The organism is Pseudomonas sp. FP603 (genome assembly GCF_030687415.1).
In the GTDB taxonomy this organism is placed as follows: Bacteria; Pseudomonadota; Gammaproteobacteria; order Pseudomonadales; family Pseudomonadaceae; genus Aquipseudomonas; species Aquipseudomonas wuhanensis.
Genome location: NZ_CP117431.1, coordinates 2,448,120 through 2,470,741 on the forward strand (window position 1 = coordinate 2,448,120; position 22,622 = coordinate 2,470,741).

The 22,622-nt window shown below is 58.9% G+C and carries 20 protein-coding genes; 7 read left to right on the forward strand and 13 right to left on the reverse strand.

The features are described from left to right. Window positions 1–489: 489 nt before the first annotated feature. The 8 genes from PSH65_RS11295 to PSH65_RS11330 all read right to left on the reverse strand — a co-directional run bounded on the left by PSH65_RS11295 (window position 490) and on the right by PSH65_RS11330 (window position 9,272). A complete protein-coding gene (locus PSH65_RS11295; protein ID WP_305426263.1) occupies window positions 490–1,251 on the reverse strand; it encodes a secretin N-terminal domain-containing protein in 762 nt (253 codons plus the stop codon). Window positions 1,252–1,400: 149 nt separating this feature from the next. After that, entirely contained in the window at window positions 1,401–1,826 is a 426-nt protein-coding gene (locus PSH65_RS11300; RefSeq protein ID WP_305426264.1) for a GNAT family N-acetyltransferase, read from the reverse strand. Next, window positions 1,819–2,988 carry a cupin domain-containing protein gene (locus PSH65_RS11305; RefSeq protein WP_305426265.1) on the reverse strand — a complete coding sequence of 390 codons (1,170 nt, stop codon included), beginning with the start codon at window positions 2,986–2,988 and terminating at the stop codon, window positions 1,819–1,821. Before PSH65_RS11305 ends, PSH65_RS11300 begins: the two co-directional genes overlap by 8 nt. Window positions 2,989–3,074: 86 nt before the next feature. Beyond that, window positions 3,075–4,445 (reverse strand): adenylosuccinate lyase, encoded by a 1,371-nt coding sequence (purB, locus tag PSH65_RS11310; RefSeq protein WP_095631547.1) that lies wholly within the window; start codon window positions 4,443–4,445, stop codon window positions 3,075–3,077. 127 nt (window positions 4,446–4,572) lie between these two features. After that, complete coding sequence (hflD, locus tag PSH65_RS11315) at window positions 4,573–5,196, reverse strand: high frequency lysogenization protein HflD (RefSeq protein WP_305426266.1); 624 nt, start codon at window positions 5,194–5,196, stop codon at window positions 4,573–4,575. Then, on the reverse strand, window positions 5,193–6,326 hold the full coding sequence (mnmA, locus tag PSH65_RS11320; RefSeq protein WP_305426267.1) for a tRNA 2-thiouridine(34) synthase MnmA: 1,134 nt from the start codon (window positions 6,324–6,326) through the stop codon (window positions 5,193–5,195). The genes hflD and mnmA overlap by 4 nt, the downstream gene beginning before the upstream one ends. 59 nt (window positions 6,327–6,385) lie before the next feature. After that, entirely contained in the window at window positions 6,386–6,832 is a 447-nt protein-coding gene (locus tag PSH65_RS11325) for an NUDIX hydrolase (RefSeq protein WP_305426268.1), read from the reverse strand. Between the two features lie 214 nt (window positions 6,833–7,046). After that, entirely contained in the window at window positions 7,047–9,272 is a 2,226-nt protein-coding gene (locus tag PSH65_RS11330; RefSeq protein ID WP_305426269.1) for an NADP-dependent isocitrate dehydrogenase, read from the reverse strand. A gap of 493 nt (window positions 9,273–9,765) precedes the next feature. Here PSH65_RS11330 and icd point away from each other — a divergent pair, with 493 nt between their 5' ends. Continuing rightward, window positions 9,766–11,022, forward strand: a complete 1,257-nt coding sequence (icd, locus tag PSH65_RS11335) for an NADP-dependent isocitrate dehydrogenase (RefSeq protein WP_038982523.1) — start codon at window positions 9,766–9,768, stop codon at window positions 11,020–11,022. A 64-nt stretch (window positions 11,023–11,086) separates the two neighbouring features. Here the strand turns inward: icd and PSH65_RS11340 are convergent, their stop codons facing one another. Further along, a complete protein-coding gene (locus tag PSH65_RS11340) occupies window positions 11,087–11,368 on the reverse strand; it encodes a cold shock domain-containing protein (RefSeq protein WP_305426270.1) in 282 nt (93 codons plus the stop codon). A gap of 225 nt (window positions 11,369–11,593) precedes the next feature. Between PSH65_RS11340 and clpS the strand changes: the two genes are divergently transcribed. Both clpS and clpA read left to right on the forward strand, forming a co-directional pair. Further along, window positions 11,594–11,956, forward strand: coding sequence for an ATP-dependent Clp protease adapter ClpS (gene clpS / locus PSH65_RS11345; RefSeq protein WP_015094394.1), 363 nt, complete (start codon window positions 11,594–11,596; stop codon window positions 11,954–11,956). A gap of 30 nt (window positions 11,957–11,986) precedes the next feature. Next, window positions 11,987–14,257 (forward strand): ATP-dependent Clp protease ATP-binding subunit ClpA, encoded by a 2,271-nt coding sequence (clpA, locus tag PSH65_RS11350; protein WP_052967012.1) that lies wholly within the window; start codon window positions 11,987–11,989, stop codon window positions 14,255–14,257. A 259-nt stretch (window positions 14,258–14,516) separates the two neighbouring features. Here clpA and infA read toward each other — a convergent pair whose 3' ends face one another. The 4 genes from infA to trxB form a co-directional block, all read right to left on the reverse strand. Then, window positions 14,517–14,735 carry a translation initiation factor IF-1 gene (gene infA, locus PSH65_RS11355; protein WP_002553999.1) on the reverse strand — a complete coding sequence of 73 codons (219 nt, stop codon included), beginning with the start codon at window positions 14,733–14,735 and terminating at the stop codon, window positions 14,517–14,519. Window positions 14,736–14,835: 100 nt separating this feature from the next. Next, a complete protein-coding gene (locus PSH65_RS11360; RefSeq protein ID WP_305426271.1) occupies window positions 14,836–15,543 on the reverse strand; it encodes an arginyltransferase in 708 nt (235 codons plus the stop codon). A gap of 87 nt (window positions 15,544–15,630) precedes the next feature. After that, window positions 15,631–16,311 carry a leucyl/phenylalanyl-tRNA--protein transferase gene (aat, locus tag PSH65_RS11365; protein ID WP_305426272.1) on the reverse strand — a complete coding sequence of 227 codons (681 nt, stop codon included), beginning with the start codon at window positions 16,309–16,311 and terminating at the stop codon, window positions 15,631–15,633. Between the two features lie 68 nt (window positions 16,312–16,379). Further along, window positions 16,380–17,339: a thioredoxin-disulfide reductase gene (gene trxB / locus PSH65_RS11370; RefSeq protein ID WP_305426273.1), complete on the reverse strand. Its 960-nt coding sequence runs from the start codon at window positions 17,337–17,339 to the stop codon at window positions 16,380–16,382. A gap of 305 nt (window positions 17,340–17,644) precedes the next feature. Here trxB and PSH65_RS11375 point away from each other — a divergent pair, with 305 nt between their 5' ends. From PSH65_RS11375 to crcB, 4 genes are all read left to right on the forward strand, one after another. Then, window positions 17,645–20,050, forward strand: a complete 2,406-nt coding sequence (locus PSH65_RS11375; protein ID WP_253544878.1) for a DNA translocase FtsK — start codon at window positions 17,645–17,647, stop codon at window positions 20,048–20,050. Window positions 20,051–20,117: 67 nt separating this feature from the next. Then, window positions 20,118–20,741, forward strand: a complete 624-nt coding sequence (gene lolA / locus PSH65_RS11380) for an outer membrane lipoprotein chaperone LolA (protein ID WP_305426274.1) — start codon at window positions 20,118–20,120, stop codon at window positions 20,739–20,741. A gap of 173 nt (window positions 20,742–20,914) precedes the next feature. Continuing rightward, entirely contained in the window at window positions 20,915–22,237 is a 1,323-nt protein-coding gene (locus tag PSH65_RS11385; protein WP_305426275.1) for a replication-associated recombination protein A, read from the forward strand. Next, on the forward strand, window positions 22,237–22,611 hold the full coding sequence (gene crcB / locus PSH65_RS11390; RefSeq protein ID WP_030130939.1) for a fluoride efflux transporter CrcB: 375 nt from the start codon (window positions 22,237–22,239) through the stop codon (window positions 22,609–22,611). Before PSH65_RS11385 ends, crcB begins: the two co-directional genes overlap by 1 nt. Window positions 22,612–22,622: the final 11 nt, after the last annotated feature.

Consider the following 22,622-nt stretch of genomic DNA (forward strand, 5'->3'; position numbering starts at 1 on the left):
TTTGATAAAAAGTCGTTCTTGGTGGAAATTCATGCTCCTGCCAGGTACGCAATTAAAAGGGGCGTAAAAGGCTGCTCGCTGACCAGAAGCTTAGGCGGTCAAGTCGGGTTGGCGGGGATGGCGACGGGATGAACGATGGGCTCGAGGGGAAGTGAGCAGGTAAGGGCGAACTGGCGAGCGCATTCGGGCGTCGTGGGCCTTGGTGCGGACTTCAGTGTGGAGCCGGGTTACCTAATTACGCTTCCGTCCCTCGGGACAACTTCGTTCCAGTCGGCAACCTCGTCAAACACACCTTGTGGGCGGTACAGACACGAATCGGCTCGCGGGGTAGGTGCGAACAGCGACTCGAAAGCCCTTGCCAGGGCCTCTGATTAGCGGGAGCGAGGCCATCATGCCTTTGCTTTTTTGGCTCGTCAAACGTTTTGTAGTGCTTTTTTTCTGGCACTACATCTTTGGTCTAATACGACTAATCAGTCAGTTTTTGGTGCTTTAGTCCAACGTATCGACTTTCACCCGCAGAGTCATGTCATCCCGGCCCTGAGTCGAGTAGCTGCGGGTCAGGCCCTGTTTATCGGCCTGAGTCTGGCGATTTACGCCGGCCAGGGTGATCCACTCGCCCAGTCGGCCGCTGACCGTTGTGTCGGTACTTTGCACGTTCACTACATCGGGACGTTCCTGGCTCATCCGGTCACGGTTAGTACTGATTGCCAGATGAACGATGTCGCCGGTGACGCTGGCGGTGACGTAGAAACCTTGGGTGACATTGCGGTATTCGGTCTGGCTGCGCAGGTCGCCATAGCTGTCGGTCTGGGTGCTGGTGAGCGGCACGCTCTGGCCGACCTGGATCAGCGCCGGTGTGCCTTCGCTGGCCTGAACCTGCTGGATGCCGCCGTCACGGCTGTCGGTGCTGCGGTTGATGATGCGCGTCTGGCTCGGCTTGGCGCCGTTCACCGAATACCCCTGATCACCCTGGAAATTGTTTTCGTTGGTGTCGACGGTGATCAGCAAGCGCTTGGCGGCCACATCGAGTTGGCCGATCACGGCCTTAAGTTCGTCGATCTTGCGCTGTTCTGCGTTGACGATTAGCTGATTGCCATAGGCGCTGACCTTGCCCTCGTTGCCGATGAAATTCTGCGCCACCGGCAGCAAGTCGGCGCTGGTGCGATAGTTCAGGGGCACGATCTCGGTGGCGGCCATTACCGAAAAACTGCAGGTCAGTAGCAGCGTGGTGAGCAGGGTGCGTAGGGACATGTCCGTTTCTCCGCAAATCAAAGGTTTGATATTGCCAGTTTGTCGGCACGTCGTGGTGCGAGTTGAATCACAGGCAGCAAAACGCCCCGGCATCGAAGGATGGCGGGGCGCTCTGTGGTGTTCCTGATGTGCCTTTGTGGTGAGGGGTCTTAAGCCAAGTGGCGCACCATGTCCACATGCGGAATTCCGGCTTCCAGGAACTCCTCACTGACCATGCTGAAACCCAAACGCTCATAGAACGCCGTGGCCTGCACTTGCGCGCTCAGCATCTGCTGCTTCAGCCCGCGCTCCTCGGCTTCACCGATCACTGCTTGCATCAGCGCATCGCCGACTTTCAAGCCGCGCCAGTCCTTGAGCACCGACACTCGGCCGATGTGACCATCTGGCAACAACCGGGCGGTGCCGATCGGGAAGTCGCCTTCAAAGGCCAGAAAGTGGACTGCCGTTGCGTCATCAGCATCCCATTCCAGCTCAGGCGGAACGGATTGCTCGGCGATGAACACCGTCTCACGAATGCGCCGGATCTCGGCGTTGTCCTTTTGCCAGTCTGCGACACGTACGTGAATTTTATTCATCGGCAAACCCCAGGCTTCCCTGCTTGATCAGTTCACACAGCAGGCCGCGGCCGTCTTCATCGCTCAGCCAGTCGCCGAGATTGTCGACGTGCAGTGCATCGGCGGCGCAGATCATCTTCAGCAGCTCGCGCAGTTTGCCCGGCAGATAACGGCTCTGACCGCTGGCAAACAGCAGCAGGTCGTCATCAACTTCCGACCAGGCCAAGCGCGCGCTCGGGTTGCGGATCAGCACCGCGCCTTGCTCGAGGCTGGCAAGCAGGTCGTCTTCTTCGATCTCTTCCGGGCCAACCACGAGTTCCGGGTAGCGCGGCTCGGTCATGAACTGGCCGAACCAGGTCAGCAGCAGGCGCTCGTCGCTCATGTGCTCGGCGAGCAGGCTTTTCAGGCGATCGAGGGCGTCGTGCTGGATCTGATGAGGATCGGCCGCTGGCAGGGCGTCAGCGTCGGTGTAACGCTCTTCGTCCGACAGGAACTGGCTGAGGAAATCGGTGAAGTGGGTCAGCACTTCAGCGGCGCTCGGCGCGCGGAAACCAACCGAATAGGTCATGCAGTCATCGACGGCCACGCCGCAGTGGGCCAGGCGTGGCGGCAGGTAGAGCATGTCGCCCGGTTCCAGTACCCATTCGTCGGTGGCGTCGAAGTCGGCGAGGATGCGCAGGTCGGCGTGTTGCAGCAACGGGCTCTCGGAATCGCACATCTGGCCGATTTTCCAGTTGCGCTTGCCGTGACCCTGCAGCAGGAACACGTCGTAGTTATCGAAGTGCGGACCAACGCTGCCACCCGGAGCGGCGAAGCTGATCATCACATCGTCGACACGCCAGCTCGGCAGAAAGCGGAAGTTTTCCAGCAGCTCAGCGACTTCCGGCACGAATTGGTCGACGGCTTGCACCAGCAGAGTCCATTCACGTTCCGGCAGTTTGCTGAATTCGTCTTCGGCGAACGGGCCGCGGCGCAATTCCCAAGGGCGCTCGCCGTGCTCGATCACCAGGCGCGATTCGACTTCTTCTTCCAGCGCCAGGCCGGCCAGTTCGTCGGCGTCGATCGGGCTTTCGAAATCAGGAATCGCCTGGCGGATCAGCAGGGGTTTTTTCTGCCAGTAGTCGCGCAGGAATTCGCGCGCCGTGATGCCGCCCAGAAGTTGAAGAGGAATGTCAGGATTCATGTGTAACCTATTGAAAAAAAGCACTTTTCAGACGGGAATAAAAACGCCCGGCGCTGCCGGGCGTCTCAAACGGGTAGAGCGGTCGATCAGATGCGTTTGGCTTGCGCTACAGCGTTGCCGATGTAGTTGGCCGGGGTGAGCAGTTTCAGCTCGGCCTTGGCTTGCGCCGGCATGTCCAGCCCGTCGATGAAGGTCTGCAGCGCTTCAGGGCTGATGCCCTTGCCGCGAGTCAGCTCTTTCAATTTCTCGTACGGGTTTTCGATGTTGTAGCGACGCATCACAGTCTGGATCGGCTCGGCCAGCACTTCCCAGCACGCGTCCAGGTCAGCAGCGATTTTCTGAGCGTTGAGCTCCAGTTTGCTGATGCCTTTGAGGCTGGCTTCGTACGCGATCACGCTGTGGGCGAAGCCGACACCGAGGTTGCGCAGTACGGTGGAGTCGGTCAGGTCACGCTGCCAGCGGGAGATCGGCAGCTTGCTCGCCAGGTGCTGGAACAGTGCGTTGGCGATGCCCAGGTTGCCTTCGGAGTTTTCGAAGTCGATCGGGTTGACCTTGTGCGGCATGGTCGACGAGCCGATTTCGCCAGCGATGGTGCGCTGTTTGAAATAACCCAGGGAGATGTAGCCCCAGATGTCGCGGTCGAAGTCGATCAGGATGGTGTTGAAGCGTGCGATCGCGTCGAACAGCTCGGCGATGTAGTCGTGCGGTTCGATCTGCGTGGTGTACGGGTTGAAGCCCAGGCCCAGTTCGTCTTCGATGAAGGCGCGGGCGTTGGCTTCCCAGTCGATCTCAGGGTAGGCCGACAGGTGAGCGTTGTAGTTGCCGACAGCGCCGTTGATTTTGCCCAGCAGCGGAACGGCGGCGACTTGAGCGATTTGACGCTCCAGACGGTAAACCACGTTCGCCAGCTCTTTGCCCAGGGTGGTCGGCGATGCCGGTTGACCGTGGGTGCGCGACAGCATCGGCACGTCAGCGAAACGGATGGCCAGCTCGCGAATGGCTTCGGCAGTCTGGCGCATCAGCGGCAGCATCACGTCATCACGGCCTTCGCGCAGCATCAGGGCGTGGGACAGGTTGTTGATGTCCTCGCTGGTGCAGGCAAAGTGGATGAATTCGCTGACGGCAGCCAGTTCCGGCAACTTGGCCGCTTGCTCTTTGAGCAGGTACTCAATGGCTTTGACGTCGTGGTTGGTGGTGCGCTCGATCTCTTTGACACGCTCGGCGTGCTCCAGAGAGAAGTTTTCCGCCAGGGTGTTCAACACCGCGTTGGCTTCGGCGGAGAACGCCGGCACTTCGCTGATGGCAGGGTGAGCGGCCAGGCGCTGGAGCCAGCGCACTTCAACCAGGACGCGAGCACGGATCAGGCCGTATTCGCTGAAAATCGGGCGCAGGGCCTGGGTTTTGCCGGCGTAGCGGCCGTCAACAGGGGAAACCGCAGTGAGCGAAGAGAGCTGCATGGGGTGTTCTCGGACAGTCGGGCAACGAAATGGGGCGCGTATCATACATGAAAAAATCCGCCGGTCCGTTGCCAACTGACCGGCGTATTACGCGTTACTGACTACAAAGCGGTATTGCGGGCGCGGTTCAGCTGCTGCGCATCAGCGGGTAAAGCTCTTTAAGCAATTTGCGCCGGCTGATCACCAACTGCCAGCGATGACCACCCAACTGCCGCCACAGGCGTGCCGAGCGGATCCCGGCCAGCAACAGCGCGCGAATCTTCGAGGCATTGCTCGGTTGCTGCAGGTTGCGCATGTCGCCATGCACCTGAATCCGTTGGCGCAGGGTGCTCAGGGTGTCCTGATACAGCGCACCGCAGGCGGCGATCACGTTTTCGTGAGCCGGCCCGAAGTGCTCGACCTGGGACTGAATCTGCGGCAGACGCTTGCCGATTTCGTCCAGCATGTCGCCACGTTTGGCCAGCTGACGCTCCAGCCCCAGCATCGCCAGGGCATAGCGCAGCGGTTCGCGCTGAAGAGTGCTGGGGTCGCGCTCCAAGGCGCCGATCAGGGCGCGGTAACCGTCACGCAGGTTGATGTCGTCACCGCCATAGACTTCCAGCGTGTCCTTGGGGTCGCGAATCAACAGGCTGCCGAGCATGCAGGTCAGGCCGGCTTCGTTGGTCTGGCCGGTCTTGGCGATCTTGTCGACCAGCACGGCGGCGAGAAATACACCGCCCAGGGCTGTCAGTTGCTCCTGAGTCGGGCTCATGAACGCTGACCCTTGCTGGTCCAGGGTTCGGCCACTTCGATCACGCCGCCGCCAAGGCAGATTTCACCGTCGTAGAACACCACGGATTGGCCTGGGGTGACCGCGCGTTGTGGGTCATCGAAGGTCGCGCGGTAGCCGGTGGCGGTCTTTTCCAGCGTACAAGGCTGGTCGCTCTGGCGATAACGCACCTTGGCGGTCAATTTGCGCGGCTCGGTCAAGTCGATCGGGTTGACCCAATAGATGTCCGAGGCGAGCAGGGCGCGGGAGAACAAATAAGGGTGATCGTTGCCCTGGCCAACGATCAGCTCGTTGTGTTCCAGGTCCTTGATCAGCACGTACCACGGCTCGTCACCGGCGTCTTTCAAGCCGCCGATGCCCAGGCCCTGACGCTGGCCGATGGTGTGATACATCAGGCCGTGGTGACGGCCGATGACTTCGCCTTCGGTGGTCTTGATCTCGCCTGGCTGTGCCGGCAGGTATTGCTTGAGGAAGTCGCTGAAGCGGCGTTCGCCGATAAAACAAATCCCGGTGGAATCCTTTTTCTTCGCGGTGGCCAGGTCGTGTTTCTCGGCAATCGCACGGACTTCGGGTTTTTCCAGCTCGCCGACCGGGAACAGCGTCTTGGCGATCTGTTCGCCGCCGACGGCGTGCAGGAAGTAGCTCTGGTCCTTGTTCGGATCCAGGCCCTTGAGCAATTCGGTACGACCATCGATGTCGCGGCGGCGCACGTAGTGGCCGGTGGCAATCAGATCGGCGCCGAGCATCATGGCGTAATCGAGGAACGCCTTGAACTTGATCTCGCGGTTGCACAGGATGTCCGGGTTCGGCGTGCGGCCGGCCTTGTATTCGGCCAGGAAGTGCTCGAACACGTTGTCCCAGTACTCGGCGGCGAAGTTGGCGGTGTGCAGCTTGATGCCAATCTTGTCGCACACGGCCTGAGCGTCCGCCAGGTCATCCATGGCGGTGCAGTATTCCGTTCCATCGTCTTCTTCCCAGTTCTTCATGAACAGGCCTTCCACCTCATAACCCTGCTCGATCAGCAGGAGGGCGGAAACGGAAGAGTCCACGCCGCCGGACATACCGACAATGACGCGCTTCTTTTGTGTGGCAGAAGGGGCTGGATCACGCATAGGGATTTAATGAGTGTCTTGAAAAAGGACGCGATTCTAGCAGGCTCAAGCCTGCAAGGCTAAAGAGAAGGGCGGATCAGCTCGAGGCTGAAGTGTTTACCGTCCAGATAATCATCGATGCAGCGGATGATCAGCTCACTGCGCCAGTTTGCGCGCTGTTGCAGCAGTTCGTCACGCGTCAGCCATTTCGCGCCGACAATACCGTCGTCCAATTGATAATCCGGGTGGTGTTTCAACGCTTTGGCGGTGAAGCAGACGCGTTGATAGGTCACGCCGTTGCTTGGGGCGGTGTAGAGATAAATGCCTACCACGCCGGTCGGCTCGACGTCCCAGCCGGTTTCTTCAAGGGTTTCGCGTATGGCGGCTTCGATCAGGGTTTCTTCCGGGTCCAGATGGCCGGCGGGCTGGTTGAGCACCGTTCGTCCGTGCTTGGACTCTTCGACCATCAGGAAGCGACCGTTGTCTTCGACAATGGTGGCGACGGTGATGTGGGGTAGCCAATCCATGAGACTTCCTCGAATTTTGAATATTGGAACCCGATCCTGTGGGAGCTGGCTTGCCTGCGATGGCGGTGGGTCAGTCGACATCAATGTTGAATGATAAATGGCTATCGCAGGCAAGCCAGCTCCCACAGGTTTTTGTTTCGGCAGATTGATATGTGTAAAAGTCAGAAGCAGAAACCCCGGCACTGGGCCGGGGCTTCTTTGCATCCTTACAACCTTAAACCAGCGCAGCGATCGCGGCGTTGAAGGTGTTGCTCGGGCGCATGGCCTTGCTGATCAGCTCGGCATTGGCGTGGTAGTAACCGCCGATGTCCACTGGCTTGCCCTGAACGGCGTTGAGCTCGGCAACGATGGTCGCTTCGTTCTCGGTCAGGGTTTTGGCCAGTTCGCCAAACTGCGCTTGCAGTGCAGCGTCTTCGGTCTGGGCGGCCAGGGCTTGAGCCCAGTACAGCGCCAGGTAGAAGTGGCTGCCGCGGTTGTCGATGTTGCCGACTTTACGCGATGGCGACTTGTTGTTATCCAGGAACTGGCCAGTGGCCTGATCCAGGGTCTTGGCCAGCACCAGCGCTTTAGGGTTGTTGTAGGTAACACCCAGATGTTCGAGGGAAGCGGCCAGGGCCAGGAACTCGCCCAGGGAATCCCAGCGCAGGAAATTTTCTTCCAGCAGCTGCTGAACGTGCTTCGGTGCCGAACCGCCGGCGCCGGTTTCGAACAGGCCACCGCCGTTCATCAGCGGAACGATCGACAGCATCTTGGCGCTGGTGCCCAGTTCCATGATCGGGAACAGGTCGGTCAGGTAGTCGCGCAATACGTTGCCGGTCACCGAAATGGTGTCCTTGCCTTCGCGAGTACGGTCCAGGGTGAACTTCATCGCGTCGACAGGCGACATGATGCGGATGTCCAAGCCAGAAGTGTCGTGATCCTTCAGGTACGCCTGAACTTTCTCGATCACTACGCCGTCGTGGGCGCGCATTGGGTCCAGCCAGAAAATGGCCGGAGTTGCGCTTGCACGGGCACGGTTGACGGCCAGTTTGACCCAATCCTGGATCGGCGCGTCTTTGGTCTGGCACATGCGGAAGATGTCGCCGGCTTCAACCGACTGTTCCAACAGGGTGCGGCCAGCGCTGTCGGAAACCCGAACCACGCCGTTTGCCTTGATCTGGAAAGTCTTGTCGTGCGAGCCGTACTCTTCGGCTTTCTTCGCCATCAGGCCAACGTTTGGCACGCTGCCCATGGTGGTTGGATCGAAGGCGCCGTTTGCCTTGCAGTCTTCGATCACCGCCTGGTAGATGGTGGCGTAGCAGCGATCCGGGATCACGGCCTTGGTGTCGTGCAGCTGGCCGTCGGTGCCCCACATCTTGCCGGAGTCACGGATCATCGCTGGCATCGAGGCGTCGACGATGACGTCGCTCGGCACGTGTAGGTTGGTGATGCCTTTGTCGGAGTTGACCATGGCCAACGACGGACGAACGGCGTAGACCGCCTGGATGTCCGCTTCGATCTGCGCTTGTTGCTCGGCAGGCAAAGCCTTGATGCGAGCGTACAAGTCGCCGATGCCGTTGTTCAGGTTGAAACCGATCTGAGCCAGCACGTCAGCGTGCTTGGCCAGGGCGTCTTTATAGAACTCGGCAACGATCTGGCCGAACATGATCGGGTCGGAGACCTTCATCATGGTGGCTTTCAGGTGAACCGACAGCAGCACGCCTTTTTGCTTGGCGTCTTCGATCTCGGCCGCGATGAAGCTGCGCAGCGCGTTTTTGCTCATGACGGCGCAATCGAGGATCTCACCGGCTTGCACGGTGGTTTTTTCTTTCAGGACGGTGGTGGTGCCGTCTTGAGCGATCAGTTCGATTTTGACGGCGTCAGCGGCGTCGATCAGGGCGGCTTTTTCGCTGCCGTAGAAATCGCCGGTGCTCATGTGAGCGACGTGGGACTTGGAGTCTTTGGCCCAGGCGCCCATTTTGTGCGGGTGCTTGCGCGCGTAGTTCTTGACCGACAGTGGGGCGCGACGATCAGAGTTGCCTTCGCGCAGAACCGGGTTTACGGCGCTGCCCTTGATCTTGTCGTAACGCGACTTGGCGAGCTTGTCGGCATCACTGGTCACGGTTTCCGGGTAGTCCGGCAGTGCGAAGCCCTGGGCTTGCAGCTCTTTGATCGCGGCCTGCAGTTGCGGAACCGAAGCACTGATGTTTGGCAGCTTGATGATGTTGGCTTCAGGCGTGACGGCCAGGTCGCCCAGTTCGGCGAGGTGGTCGGCTACGGCTTTGTCACCCAATTGCTCGGGGAAGCTGGCCAGAATGCGCCCTGCAAGAGAGATATCGCGGGTTTCAACGGCGATATCAGCCGAGGCGGTGAAAGCCTCTACGATAGGCAACAGTGAATAGGTGGCGAGGGCTGGGGCTTCGTCGGTGAAAGTATAGATGATCTTCGAGCGGGTGGGCATATTCGGATTAACTCTCTCTTCTTTGCTAAAGCGTGCGCAGAAACTCGAGGGGCGCCGGGTAAGCGCGTTCGTTCAAAGTCATCCATGAGCCGAATGTCGAGGTTTCTTCGCGGTGATGTTGGGTGCATCAGTCGAGCGTCAAGCGGGTGGACTGCGGTAGCAATCCGGCTTATTCGGGCCCAACGTCTTGTGATAGAGCGGTCGGCCGTCGTGACTCTGTGGTCAGCGGCGGCATTATACATAGGTAGCTGGCAATCTGCCGATGGTTCATAGGCAACGATTTTCGTCCATTGGTCTAAAGGTCGCAGGGGAGTGCGGCGCGTAGAGTCGTTCGCCGTGCTTGAGTTTGGCGCTTTTCCCTTTGTTTTCAGGCTTGTACGTCGCGAACTGTGCAGCTTTGCGGCAGATGGGCGGAACATAGGGTTTGCGCGCCGATTTAACTGGGGTACGCTCGAACGCAGCCAGATGTTCAATCCAAACAATGGAGTTCAGCATGGGATACAAGAAGATTCAGGTTCCAGCCGTCGGCGACAAAATCACCGTCAACGCGGACCATTCTCTCAATGTTCCTAACAACCCGATCATCCCCTTCATTGAAGGTGATGGTATTGGCGTTGATATCAGCCCGGTCATGATCAAGGTTGTCGATGCTGCTGTTAAGAAGGCTTACGGCGGCGAACGCAAAATTTCCTGGATGGAAGTCTACGCCGGGGAGAAAGCGACTCAGGTTTACGATCAGGACACCTGGCTACCTCAGGAAACCCTGGACGCGGTCAAGGATTACGTGGTTTCCATCAAGGGCCCTCTGACCACGCCGGTCGGCGGCGGCATCCGTTCGCTGAACGTGGCCCTGCGCCAGCAACTCGACCTGTATGTGTGCCTGCGTCCGGTGCGCTGGTTCGAAGGCGTACCTAGCCCGGTCAAGAAGCCAGGCGACGTCGACATGACGATCTTCCGCGAAAACTCGGAAGACATTTATGCCGGTATCGAATGGAAGGCCGGTTCGCCGGAAGCGACCAAGGTCATCAAGTTCCTTAAAGAAGAAATGGGCGTCACCAAGATCCGTTTCGACGAAAACTGCGGTATCGGCGTCAAGCCGGTCTCCCTGGAAGGCACCAAGCGTCTGGCGCGCAAGGCCCTGCAGTATGTGGTCGACAACGATCGCGACTCGCTGACCATCGTGCACAAAGGCAACATCATGAAGTTCACCGAAGGTGCCTTCAAGGAATGGGCCTACGAAGTGGCCGCTGAAGAATTCGGCGCGACCCTGCTCGACGGCGGCCCGTGGATGCAGTTCAAGAACCCGAAAACCGGCAAGAACGTCATCGTCAAGGACGCCATCGCCGACGCCATGCTCCAGCAGATCCTGCTGCGCCCGGCCGAGTACGATGTGATCGCGACCCTGAACCTGAACGGCGACTACCTCTCCGACGCCCTGGCGGCCGAAGTGGGCGGTATCGGTATCGCGCCGGGTGCCAACCTGTCCGACACCGTGGCCATGTTCGAAGCGACCCACGGTACTGCGCCGAAATACGCCGGCAAGGACCAGGTCAATCCGGGTTCGTTGATCCTGTCCGCCGAGATGATGCTGCGTCACATGGGCTGGACCGAAGCGGCCGACCTGATCATCAAAGGCACCAACGGCGCGATCTCCGCGAAAACCGTGACCTATGACTTCGAACGTCTGATGGAGGGCGCCAAACTGGTTTCGTCTTCAGGGTTTGGTGATGCGCTGATTTCGCACATGTAAGCGGATTTATGTAACAAAAAAACCGCCTTCGGGCGGTTTTTTTATGACTGGATGACAGATTGCATCAGCTAGGCACTTTTTCTTGCTGGAGGGCAGGTGTGGTCTGTTCGTTCGGGGATGTGGCAGACGCGATCTTTACTGCATGCAAGCCTTTGGGGCCCTGAACGATCTCGAAGCTAACGATCTGTCCAGCTTTGAGGGTTTTGTATCCATCCATCTCAATGGCCGAATAGTGGGCAAAGAAATCGATTTCTTTTCCATCCTCGTCACGACCTTCTCTGGCGTCGGTGTTAATGAAACCGAACCCCTTGGCATTGTTGAACCATTTCACCTTGCCAACTGACATACCCATATCCCTCTGCAACAGACTCCATCACTGGAGTATCATCCAGTTAATCCGCAGTCTAATCTTGCAAATAAGATTGACTCCGCGGACCTTTTTTACCCACTGTGGGCTCTATTGGTTGTAACACCGATTTTCCGATAGTCAAGGTGACCGGGCAGTCGGAGTTGAAAACGTTCATAAGCGCCCCCACCACTGTATTTGCACAACTGACGAACCTTTCTTTCCATGCATGCAATCAGCCAGATTCGACTAACATTCAATCAGGATCGCCCTGATTTACACGACGACGATTCCGCAGGCATTGCTGTTCAGGAGGCTAAGCCTGCTTTACAGGCGCCGCCTATGTACAAGGTGGTTTTGTTCAACGATGACTACACACCGATGGATTTCGTCGTCGAAGTGCTCGAGGTGTTTTTTAACCTGAATCGCGAGCTGGCGACCAAGGTCATGCTGGCCGTTCATACAGAAGGACGGGCAGTATGTGGAGTGTTTACCCGCGACATCGCCGAGACCAAGGCCATGCAGGTCAACCAGTACGCCAGGGAAAGCCAGCATCCGCTACTCTGTGAAATCGAGAAGGACGGTTAATCGCCGACCACTTGGGTATGAGGTGAAGCTATGTTAAACCGCGAGCTCGAAGTCACCCTCAATCTTGCCTTCAAGGAGGCTCGTTCGAAGCGTCATGAATTCATGACCGTCGAACACCTGCTGCTGGCCCTATTGGATAATGAGGCTGCCGCTACCGTTTTGCGTGCCTGCGGCGCAAACCTCGACAAACTCAAGCATGACCTGCAGGAGTTCATCGACTCCACCACGCCATTGATCCCCTTGCATGACGAGGATCGTGAAACCCAGCCAACCCTGGGCTTCCAGCGTGTACTGCAACGTGCTGTCTTTCACGTACAGAGCTCGGGCAAACGCGAAGTGACTGGCGCCAACGTGCTGGTCGCGATCTTCAGTGAGCAAGAGAGTCAGGCAGTGTTTCTGCTGAAACAGCAGAGCGTTGCGCGCATCGATGTCGTCAACTACATCGCCCATGGCATTTCCAAAGTGCCGGGGCATGGCGATCACTCTGAAGGTGAACAAGATATGCAGGACGACGAGGGCGGTGAGTCTTCTTCTTCAGGCAATCCTCTGGATGCTTATGCCAGCAACCTCAACGAACTCGCGCGCCAGGGTCGTATCGATCCGTTGGTAGGCCGTGAGCTGGAGGTCGAGCGCGTCGCGCAGATCCTGGCGCGTCGTCGCAAAAACAATCCGCTGCTGGTGGGCGAGGCGGGCGTGGGTAAAACCGCGATTGCCGAAGGCCTGGCCAAACGCATTGTTGATAACCAGGTGCCGGACCTGCTGGCCAACAGCGTGGTGTATTCCCTCGATCTGGGGGCCTTGCTGGCCGGAACCAAATACCGCGGCGATTTCGAGAAGCGTTTCAAGGCGCTGCTCAATGAGCTGAAAAAACGTCCGCAGGCGATCCTGTTCATCGACGAGATCCACACCATCATCGGTGCGGGCGCTGCGTCCGGTGGCGTCATGGATGCTTCGAACCTGCTCAAGCCGTTGCTGTCTTCGGGCGATATTCGCTGCATCGGTTCGACCACGTTCCAGGAATTCCGTGGGATCTTCGAGAAGGACCGTGCTCTGGCTCGGCGCTTCCAGAAGGTCGATGTGTCGGAACCTTCGGTGGAAGACACCATTGGCATCCTGCGTGGCCTGAAGGGGCGTTTCGAAGCGCACCACAACATCGAATACAGCGATGAAGCCCTGCGCGCTGCTGCTGAACTGGCCTCGCGTTACATCAATGACCGGCACATGCCGGACAAGGCCATCGACGTCATCGACGAGGCGGGTGCGTATCAGCGTCTGCAGCCGATCGAGAAGCGCGTGAAGCGCATCGAAGTGGCTCAGGTCGAGGACATTGTCGCGAAAATCGCGCGAATTCCGCCAAAGCACGTCACCAGTTCCGACAAAGAGCTGCTGCGTAACCTTGAGCGTGACCTGAAGCTCACGGTATTTGGTCAGGATGCCGCGATCGACTCGCTGTCGACCGCGATCAAACTGTCCCGTGCCGGCCTCAAGTCGCCTGACAAGCCCGTCGGTTCGTTCCTGTTCGCAGGGCCGACCGGTGTTGGTAAAACCGAAGCCGCGCGGCAACTGGCCAAGGCGTTGGGGGTCGAGCTGGTTCGCTTCGACATGTCCGAGTACATGGAGCGCCACACCGTATCGCGTCTGATCGGTGCGCCTCCAGGCTATGTCGGGTTCGATCAGGGCGGTCTGCTGACCGAAGCCATCACCAAGCAGCCTCACTGCGTGCTGTTGCTCGATGAAATCGAGAAGGCGCATCCGGAAGTCTTCAACCTGCTGTTGCAGGTCATGGACCACGGTACGCTGACCGATAACAACGGGCGCAAGGCGGACTTCCGTAACGTGATCGTCATCATGACGACCAACGCCGGTGCCGAGACCGCAGCGCGTGCTTCGATCGGTTTCACCTATCAGGACCATTCGTCCGATGCGATGGAAGTGATCAAGAAGAGCTTCACGCCGGAATTCCGTAACCGTCTGGACACCATTATCCAGTTTGGTCGCCTCAGCCATGAGGTCATCAAAAGCGTGGTGGACAAGTTCCTTACCGAACTTCAGGCGCAGCTGGAAGACAAGCGTGTGCTGCTGGAAGTCACCGACGCTGCTCGCAGCTGGCTGGCGGCCGGTGGTTACGACTCAGCAATGGGCGCTCGTCCAATGGCGCGTTTGATCCAGGACAAGATCAAGCGTCCGCTGGCGGAGGAGATTCTCTTTGGTGAACTGGCCGAACATGGCGGTGTGGTACACATCGACATCAAGGACGGCGAGCTGACCTTCGAGTTCGAGACCACGGCTGAAATGGCCTGACGTTAAACCGCAACAAAGCAAAAAGGCGCCGATTGGCGCCTTTTTGCTGTCTGGTCGATTTCAAGCGATAAACACAAAACCCTGTGGGAGCGGGCTTGCCCGCGAAGGCGGCGGCACATTCAGCATCCAAGTAAGCAGACCCACCGCTATCGCGGGCAAGTCCGCTCCCACAGGATCTGTGCAATGGCTCGAAATGTGGCAGCTAATTCCCACACAAACAAAAACGCCCGGCATAGCCGGGCGTTTTGTATTGACTTGATTAGCGAGCGCGGTAGGTGATGCGCCCTTTGCTCAAGTCATAGGGCGTCAGCTCGACGCGCACTTTGTCGCCGGTAAGAATACGGATGTAGTTCTTGCGCATCTTGCCGGAAATATGCGCGGTTACGACGTGCCCATTTTCCAACTCCACACGAAACATGGTGTTGGGCAGGGTGTCGACGACAGTGCCTTCCATTTCGAAGCTGTCTTCTTTCGACATGCAGTAAAGCCCTCGGTGTCCAATGAATGGCCCGGTGCAACTGCGCCAGGCAAAAGCGGCGTGCATTGTGCCCGAAAAATGGGGTTTAAGCCAAGGGGTTCTAGCTCAGGATGACCCAACGCTGATTAATCAGCAGTTCGATAGGGCGATATTGGGTCTTGTAGCTCATTTTTTTGCAGTTTTTGATCCAGTAGCCTAGATAGACCGCTTCCAGTCCCAGGCGCCCGGCTTCGGCGATCTGCCAGAGAATCGCGTAACGCCCCAGGCTGCGACGCTCCTCGCCGGGCTCGTAGAAGGTGTAGACCGCCGATAAACCATTGGGCAGCAAGTCGGTCACGGCCACTGCCAGCAGTCGGCCTTCGAGACGAAATTCATAGAAGCGGGAGAACGGCAGGTCGCGCACCAGGAAGGTCGAAAACTGGTCGCGGCTCGGCGGATACATATCGCCATCGGCGTGACGTTGTTCGATGTAGCGCTGATAGAGGTCGAAGTACTCTTCGCTGAACTTGGGTCTGGCCGGACGCACCTGCAAGTCTGCATTGCGTTTGACAATGCGTTTCTGCTGACGGTTGGGGGTAAATTGCGCCACAGGAATGCGCGCCGGCACGCACGCATTGCAATGCTGGCAATGGGGCCGGTAGAGATGATCGCCACTACGACGAAAGCCCATTTCCGACAGGTCTGCATAGACATGCACATCCATGGGCTGGCTAGGGTCGAGGAACAGCGTGGTGGCCTGCTCCTCGGGCAGATAACTGCAAGAGTGGGGCTGAGTGGCATAGAACTTCAAACGCGCCAACTCGGTCATGATCAACCCTCGGGATAAACTTTTGATTAGGGGGCGCTCTCAATTCGTTTCCCCGCATTAAGTGTAAGCCACGCGCGCAAAAGTCGCTCAGCAAACCCAGTTGGAGCGCCCCGGTTGATCCAGGTGCCGCGCAAGATAGCCAGCAAATTCGCGGCGAGGAATCGCTCGGGCACCCAGACTGTGCAGATGATCGGTAGGCATCTGGCAATCAATCAGCACAAAACCTGAGTCCTTCAGATGCCGCACCAGTGTGGCGAAGCCATATTTGGAGGCGTTGTCGGCGCGGCTGAACATCGATTCGCCGAAAAACAGCTGCCCCATAGCCAGGCCGTAGAGCCCGCCGACCAGCACGCCATCGTCCCAGACTTCCACCGAATGGGCGTAACCACGCCTGTGCAGTTCGACATAGGCATCCTGCATCGCTTGGGTGATCCAGGTGCCGTCAGCGTACTCGCGCGGTGCGGCGCAGGCGCGGATGACCGCGGCAAAATCCCGATCGAAGGTCACTTGATAGCGCTGCTGGCGCAGCAGTTTGTTCAAGCTGCGGGAGACATGCAGTTCGTCGGGAAACAAAACCGTGCGCGGATCCGGCGACCACCAGAGAATCGGCTGGCCCTCCGAAAACCACGGAAAGCAGCCGTGACGATAGGCTTGAATCAGACGATCGGCAGACAGATCGCCGCCCGCGGCCAGCAGCCCGTTGGGGTCGCGCATGGCTTTTTCCAGCGGCGGGAAGGTCAGGGTATTGCGTTGTAACCAAGTCAGCATGGCATCCGGGCTTGCAGAAGGGGAGGGCGGTGGCGGGCCGTTGAGCCCGCCTTGAAGGAGGTTAACCGTCAAACGGTGGGGATGTCATCGAGATACTTCTCGGCGTCCAGCGCGGCCATGCAGCCGGCCCCGGCGGAGGTCACCGCCTGGCGGTAAATATGATCGGCCACGTCACCGGCGGCGAACACACCTTCGATGTCGGTGGCAGTGGCGTCACCTTCGCTGCCGCCTTTGATCAGCAGGTAGCCGTCACGCATTTTCAGCTGGCCCTGGAACAGGTCGGTGTTGGGCTTGTGGCCGATGGCGATGAATACACCGGCCAGCGACAATTCATTGGTTTCGCCCGTATGGCTGTGCCGCAGGCGGGCGCCGGTCACGCCGCTGGCGTCGCCCAGCACTTCGTCAAGATTCTGGTTCCAGTGCAGGCGGATATTGCCGTTGGCGGCTTTTTCGAAGAGCTTGTCCTGGAGGATCTTCTCCGAGCGCAGTTTGTCGCGACGGTGAATCAGGTGGACTTCCTTGGCGATGTTCGACAGGTACAGCGCTTCTTCAACGGCCGTGTTACCTCCACCGACCACCGCGACCACCTGGTTACGGTAGAAGAAGCCATCGCAGGTGGCGCAGGCCGAAACCCCTTTGCCGGCAAAGGCTTCTTCCGATGGCAGCCCCAGGTATTGCGCCGAAGCACCGGTGGCGATAATCAGCGCATCGCAGGTGTAGGTGCCGCTGTCGCCAATCAGCTCGAACGGGCGCTGTTGCAACTTGGCCGTATGGATGTGGTCGTAAACGATCTCTGTGTCGAAGCGTTCGGCGTGTTTTTGCATGCGTTCCATCAGCACCGGGCCGGTCAGGCCTTCGACGTCGCCAGGCCAGTTGTCGACTTCGACGGTGGTGGTCAGCTGGCCACCTGCCTGTATGCCGGTGATGACAACGGGTTTGAGGTTGGCGCGAGCGGCATAAACGGCTGCGCTGTAACCGGCAGGGCCGGAACCCAGAATGATCAGGCGGGAATGCTTCGCTTCAGTCATAAAAACACCTCATAAGCCTTTGTCACAAAAGAGAATGCATGCTCAAATTGGACTGCGCGTACTGTGCTGTTGGCTATGCTGCACCCAAGGGTCTCAAGCATGGCATCGGGCGAACAAACCCGTACAATGCCTGCTTGTAACAGTGTTGTATCAAAAAAGCGGTGCGTGCCGTATTTCGAAAAACCGGGGCGCAGTGTTAAAAGTAGTCCCAGTTGCGCCTGTTAACTTTTTTACCTGCCTGGATTGGGCAGTTTTTATAGTCATTCAACAGATGGACGCGCCATGGGCGCAGGAAAAGAAGCGTTTTGAAGAAATCCACCGCAGCACCTAAAACAGTCGTCCCGCTCTGGCGCCAGCAATTGCACTACCGGCTCAAGGAAGGTGCATTGATCGCCATCGGCGCCTTGTGCCTGTTCCTGATGATGGCTTTGTTGACCTACGGCAAAGACGATCCGGGCTGGAGCCATAACAGCAAGATCGACGATGTACAGAACTTCGGCGGGCCTGCCGGCTCTTACAGCGCCGACATCCTGTTCATGGTCCTGGGTTACTTCGCCTACATTTTCCCGTTGCTGCTGGCGATCAAGGCGTATCAGATATTTCGCCAGCGCCACGAACCGTGGCAGTGGAGCGGCTGGCTGTTCTCCTGGCGCCTGATCGGCCTGGTGTTTCTGGTGCTGTCGGGTGCGGCGCTGGCCCACATCCATTTCCATGCGGCGACCGGTCTGCCGGCCGGCGCGGGTGGCGCTTTGGGCGAAAGCCTTGGCGATCTGGCCAGGAACGCGCTGAACATCCAGGGCAGCACGCTGTTGTTCATCGCGCTGTTCCTGTTCGGCCTGACAGTGTTCACCGACCTGTCGTGGTTCAAGGTGATGGACGTCACCGGCAAGATCACCCTCGATCTTTTCGAACTGTTTCAGGGCGCGGCCAATCGCTGGTGGGCGGCCCGTGTCGAACGCAAGCAACTGGTCGCCCAACTGCGTGAGGTGGACGATCGCGTGCATGACGTGGTCGCGCCGACCGTCACCGACAAACGCGAGCAGGCCAAGGTCAAGGAGCGCCTGATCGAGCGCGAGCAGGCCCTGAGCAAGCACATGTCCGAGCGCGAGAAACAGGTGCCGCCGGTGATTGCCCCCGCGCCACCCAAACCGGCCGCCCCGAGCAAACGCGTGGAAAAAGAGAAACAGGCGCCGTTGTTCGTCGACAGCGCCGTGGAAGGCACCTTGCCGCCGATCTCGATTCTCGACCCCGCGGAAAAGAAACAACTCAATTATTCGCCTGAATCCCTGGCGGCCGTCGGCCACTTGCTGGAAATCAAGCTCAAGGAATTCGGCGTCGAAGTCTCGGTGGATTCGATTCATCCAGGGCCGGTCATTACCCGTTACGAAATCCAGCCAGCAGCCGGGGTCAAAGTCAGCCGTATCTCCAACCTGGCGAAAGACCTGGCCCGTTCCCTGGCCGTGACCAGTGTGCGTGTCGTGGAAGTGATTCCGGGCAAGACCACCGTCGGTATCGAGATCCCTAACGAAGACCGGCAGATCGTGCGGTTCTCCGAGGTCTTGTCGACCCCCGAGTACGATAACTTCAAGTCCCCGGTCACCCTGGCCCTGGGTCATGATATCGGCGGCAAACCGGTCATCACCGACCTTGCGAAAATGCCGCATTTGCTGGTGGCCGGTACGACCGGTTCCGGTAAGTCGGTGGGTGTGAACGCGATGATCCTGTCCATTCTGTTCAAGTCTGGCCCGGAAGACGCCAAGCTGATCATGATCGACCCGAAAATGCTTGAACTGTCGATCTACGAAGGCATTCCGCACCTGCTGTGCCCGGTGGTCACCGACATGAAGGACGCCGCCAACGCCTTGCGCTGGAGCGTCGCCGAGATGGAACGGCGCTACAAGCTGATGGCGAAGATGGGCGTGCGTAACCTGTCGGGCTTCAACGCCAAGGTCAAGGAAGCCCAGGACGCCGGCGAGCCGTTGAGCGATCCGCTGTACAAGCGTGAAAGCATCCACGACGAGGCACCACTGCTGCAAAAATTGCCGACCATCGTCGTGGTCGTGGACGAATTCGCCGACATGATGATGATTGTCGGCAAGAAGGTTGAAGAGCTGATCGCCCGTATCGCCCAGAAGGCTCGTGCGGCCGGTATCCACTTGATCCTCGCGACCCAGCGGCCGTCGGTGGACGTGATCACCGGTCTGATCAAGGCGAACATTCCGACCCGTATGGCGTTCCAGGTATCGAGCAAGATCGATTCGCGGACCATCATCGACCAGGGCGGCGCCGAACAACTGCTAGGCCACGGTGATATGTTGTACATGCCGCCGGGCACCAGTTTGCCGATTCGTGTTCACGGCGCGTTCGTGTCCGACGATGAGGTTCACCGGGTGGTTGAAGCCTGGAAACTGCGCGGCGCACCTGAATACAACGATGACATCCTCGCCGGTGTCGAAGAGGCCGGTAGCGGCTTTGAAAACGGCGGCGGTGGCGGTGACGATGATGCCGAAACCGATGCGCTTTACGACGAAGCAGTGCAGTTCGTCCTGGAAAGCCGTCGCGCGTCCATCTCCGCGGTTCAGCGCAAGCTGAAAATCGGCTACAACCGCGCGGCGCGCATGATCGAAGCCATGGAAATGGCCGGGGTCGTGACGTCCATGAACACCAACGGTTCGCGTGAAGTCCTGGCCCCTGGCCCGGTCCGCGACTGATCCGGTTTTGAAAAGGGCGGTGTCTGAGACGCCGCCCGCACTCCCACGAATGTTTATGAGGACTCCCATGCGTCTTATCCGCATGCTGTTGCTGCCGGTACTGGCTTTGACCACGCTTTCGGTCCACGCCGATGACAAGGACGTGGCGCGTCTGACTCAACTGCTGGAAAAATCCCAGACCCTGACCGCGCGTTTCTCCCAGCTGACCCTCGATGGCAGCGGCACCCAGTTGCAGGAAACCGCGGGTGAAATGTCCTTGCAGCGCCCGGGCCTGTTCTACTGGCACACCAATGCGCCGGCCGAGCAAACCATGGTATCGGACGGTAAGAAAGTAACCCTGTGGGACCCGGATCTGGAACAGGCCACCATCAAGACCCTCGACCAGCGTCTTACCCAGACCCCGGCACTGCTGCTGTCCGGTGACGTGTCCAAGATCAGCCAGAGCTTCGACATCAGCGCCAAGGAAGCCGGTGGCGTGATCGACTTCACCCTGAAGCCGAAAACCAAGGACTCTCTGTTCGACAGCCTGCGCCTGTCGTTCCGCAATGGTCTGGTCAATGATATGCAGATGATTGACAGTGTCGGTCAGCGCACCAATATCCTGTTCACCGGTGTGAAGGCCAACGAACCGATTCCGGCGTCCAAGTTCAAGTTCGACATTCCCAAGGGTGCCGATGTGATCCAGGAATAAAGAGCAGAACATAGAACCTGTGGGAGCGGGCTTGCCCGCGATGGCATTGTGTCAGGCGACTCTGATGTTGGATGTAATGCCGCCATCGCGGGCAAGCCCGCTCCCACAGGGATTGTGGTGTTTAGCGCTTTAACTGATCGGCATCAGGACCCAGTGAGGTTTCATAAGTAGTGATGGACCTGTTTCGCAGCGCCCCGATTGCTCAACCCTTGGCCGCACGCCTGCGTGCGGCCAATCTGGACGAGTACGTCGGTCAGGAACACGTGCTCGCTCGCGGCAAGCCTTTGCGCGAAGCCCTGGAGCAGGGTGCCCTGCACTCGATGATTTTCTGGGGGCCGCCGGGGGTGGGTAAAACCACATTGGCGCGCTTGCTCGCGGAAGTCTCCGATGCGCATTTCGAAACGGTTTCGGCGGTGCTGGCCGGGGTCAAAGAGATTCGTCAGGCGGTGGAAGTCGCCAAGCAGCAGGCCGGGCAGTACGGCAAACGCACCATCCTGTTCGTCGACGAAGTGCACCGCTTCAACAAGTCCCAGCAGGATGCGTTCCTGCCCTATGTTGAAGACGGCACACTGATTTTCATCGGCGCAACCACCGAAAACCCCTCGTTCGAACTCAATAACGCGCTCCTGTCCCGGGCGCGCGTCTATGTGCTCAAAAGCCTCGACGAAGCGGCCCTGCGCAAGCTGGTGCATCGCGCGCTGACCGAAGAGCGTGGGTTGGGCAAACGGCAACTGACCCTCAGCGATGAAGGTTTCCAGATGCTGTTGTCCGCCGCCGATGGCGATGGCCGGCGACTGCTCAATCTGCTGGAAAACGCCTCGGACCTGGCCGAAGACAACAGCGAAATCGGCGTCGATCTGCTGCAAAGTCTGCTCGGCGATACCCGTCGACGTTTCGACAAGGGCGGCGAAGCCTTCTACGACCAGATATCCGCGCTGCATAAATCGGTGCGCGGCTCCAATCCCGATGGCGCGCTGTATTGGTTCGCGCGGATGATCGACGGCGGTTGCGACCCGCTGTACCTGGCCCGACGCGTGGTGCGCATGGCCAGCGAAGACATCGGTAATGCCGACCCCCGCGCCCTGAGCCTGTGCCTGGCGGCGTGGGAAGTGCAGGAGCGCCTCGGCAGCCCCGAAGGCGAATTGGCGGTGGCCCAGGCCATTACGTATCTGGCCTGCGCGCCGAAAAGCAATGCGGTGTACATAGGCTTCAAAGCCGCGATGCGCAGCGCCACCGAGCACGGTTCGCTCGAAGTGCCGCTGCACCTGCGCAACGCGCCGACCAAGTTGATGAAGCAATTGGGCTATGGCGACGAATACCGTTATGCCCACGATGAGCCGGATGCCTACGCCGCAGGCGAAGACTACTTCCCGGACGAGCTCGAACCGCAACGGTTTTATCAACCCGTGCCCCGCGGCCTGGAGCTGAAGATCGGCGAAAAGCTTAACCACCTCGCGCAGCTTGATCGTCTAAGCCCACGGCAGCGGAGAAAATAGTGATTCCATTGATCGTTGCCGTTTCTGTCGGCGGTGTCGCCGGTACGCTATTGCGCTTCGCCACCGGAAACTGGATCAACGCGAATTGGCCACGGCACTTCTATACCGCGACGCTGGCCGTTAATATCGTGGGCTGTTTGCTGATCGGCGTTCTATACGGTCTGTTTTTGATTCGCCCGGAGGTACCGTTTGCGGTGCGCGCCGGGTTGATGGTCGGCTTCCTCGGGGGGCTGACGACTTTTTCATCCTTTTCACTGGATACGGTGCGCCTGCTGGAAACCGGGCAAGTGCCGCTGGCCCTGGGCTATGCGGCGATCAGCGTATTCGGCGGGCTGCTCGCCACCTGGGCTGGCCTGTCCTTGACCAAACTTTGATAACGAGAAAC

Coding starts and splice junctions, on each gene's coding strand:
- PSH65_RS11295 (WP_305426263.1), bottom strand. CDS start 1,251: ATGTCCCTACGCACCCTGCTCACCACGCTGCTACTGACCTGCAGTTTT.
- PSH65_RS11300 (WP_305426264.1), bottom strand. CDS start 1,826: ATGAATAAAATTCACGTACGTGTCGCAGACTGGCAAAAGGACAACGCC.
- PSH65_RS11305 (WP_305426265.1), bottom strand. CDS start 2,988: ATGAATCCTGACATTCCTCTTCAACTTCTGGGCGGCATCACGGCGCGC.
- purB (WP_095631547.1), bottom strand. CDS start 4,445: ATGCAGCTCTCTTCGCTCACTGCGGTTTCCCCTGTTGACGGCCGCTAC.
- hflD (WP_305426266.1), bottom strand. CDS start 5,196: ATGAGCCCGACTCAGGAGCAACTGACAGCCCTGGGCGGTGTATTTCTC.
- mnmA (WP_305426267.1), bottom strand. CDS start 6,326: ATGCGTGATCCAGCCCCTTCTGCCACACAAAAGAAGCGCGTCATTGTC.
- PSH65_RS11325 (WP_305426268.1), bottom strand. CDS start 6,832: ATGGATTGGCTACCCCACATCACCGTCGCCACCATTGTCGAAGACAAC.
- PSH65_RS11330 (WP_305426269.1), bottom strand. CDS start 9,272: ATGCCCACCCGCTCGAAGATCATCTATACTTTCACCGACGAAGCCCCA.
- icd (WP_038982523.1), top strand. CDS start 9,766: ATGGGATACAAGAAGATTCAGGTTCCAGCCGTCGGCGACAAAATCACC.
- PSH65_RS11340 (WP_305426270.1), bottom strand. CDS start 11,368: ATGTCAGTTGGCAAGGTGAAATGGTTCAACAATGCCAAGGGGTTCGGT.
- clpS (WP_015094394.1), top strand. CDS start 11,594: ATGCATGCAATCAGCCAGATTCGACTAACATTCAATCAGGATCGCCCT.
- clpA (WP_052967012.1), top strand. CDS start 11,987: ATGTTAAACCGCGAGCTCGAAGTCACCCTCAATCTTGCCTTCAAGGAG.
- infA (WP_002553999.1), bottom strand. CDS start 14,735: ATGTCGAAAGAAGACAGCTTCGAAATGGAAGGCACTGTCGTCGACACC.
- PSH65_RS11360 (WP_305426271.1), bottom strand. CDS start 15,543: ATGACCGAGTTGGCGCGTTTGAAGTTCTATGCCACTCAGCCCCACTCT.
- aat (WP_305426272.1), bottom strand. CDS start 16,311: ATGCTGACTTGGTTACAACGCAATACCCTGACCTTCCCGCCGCTGGAA.
- trxB (WP_305426273.1), bottom strand. CDS start 17,339: ATGACTGAAGCGAAGCATTCCCGCCTGATCATTCTGGGTTCCGGCCCT.
- lolA (WP_305426274.1), top strand. CDS start 20,118: ATGCGTCTTATCCGCATGCTGTTGCTGCCGGTACTGGCTTTGACCACG.
- PSH65_RS11385 (WP_305426275.1), top strand. CDS start 20,915: ATGGACCTGTTTCGCAGCGCCCCGATTGCTCAACCCTTGGCCGCACGC.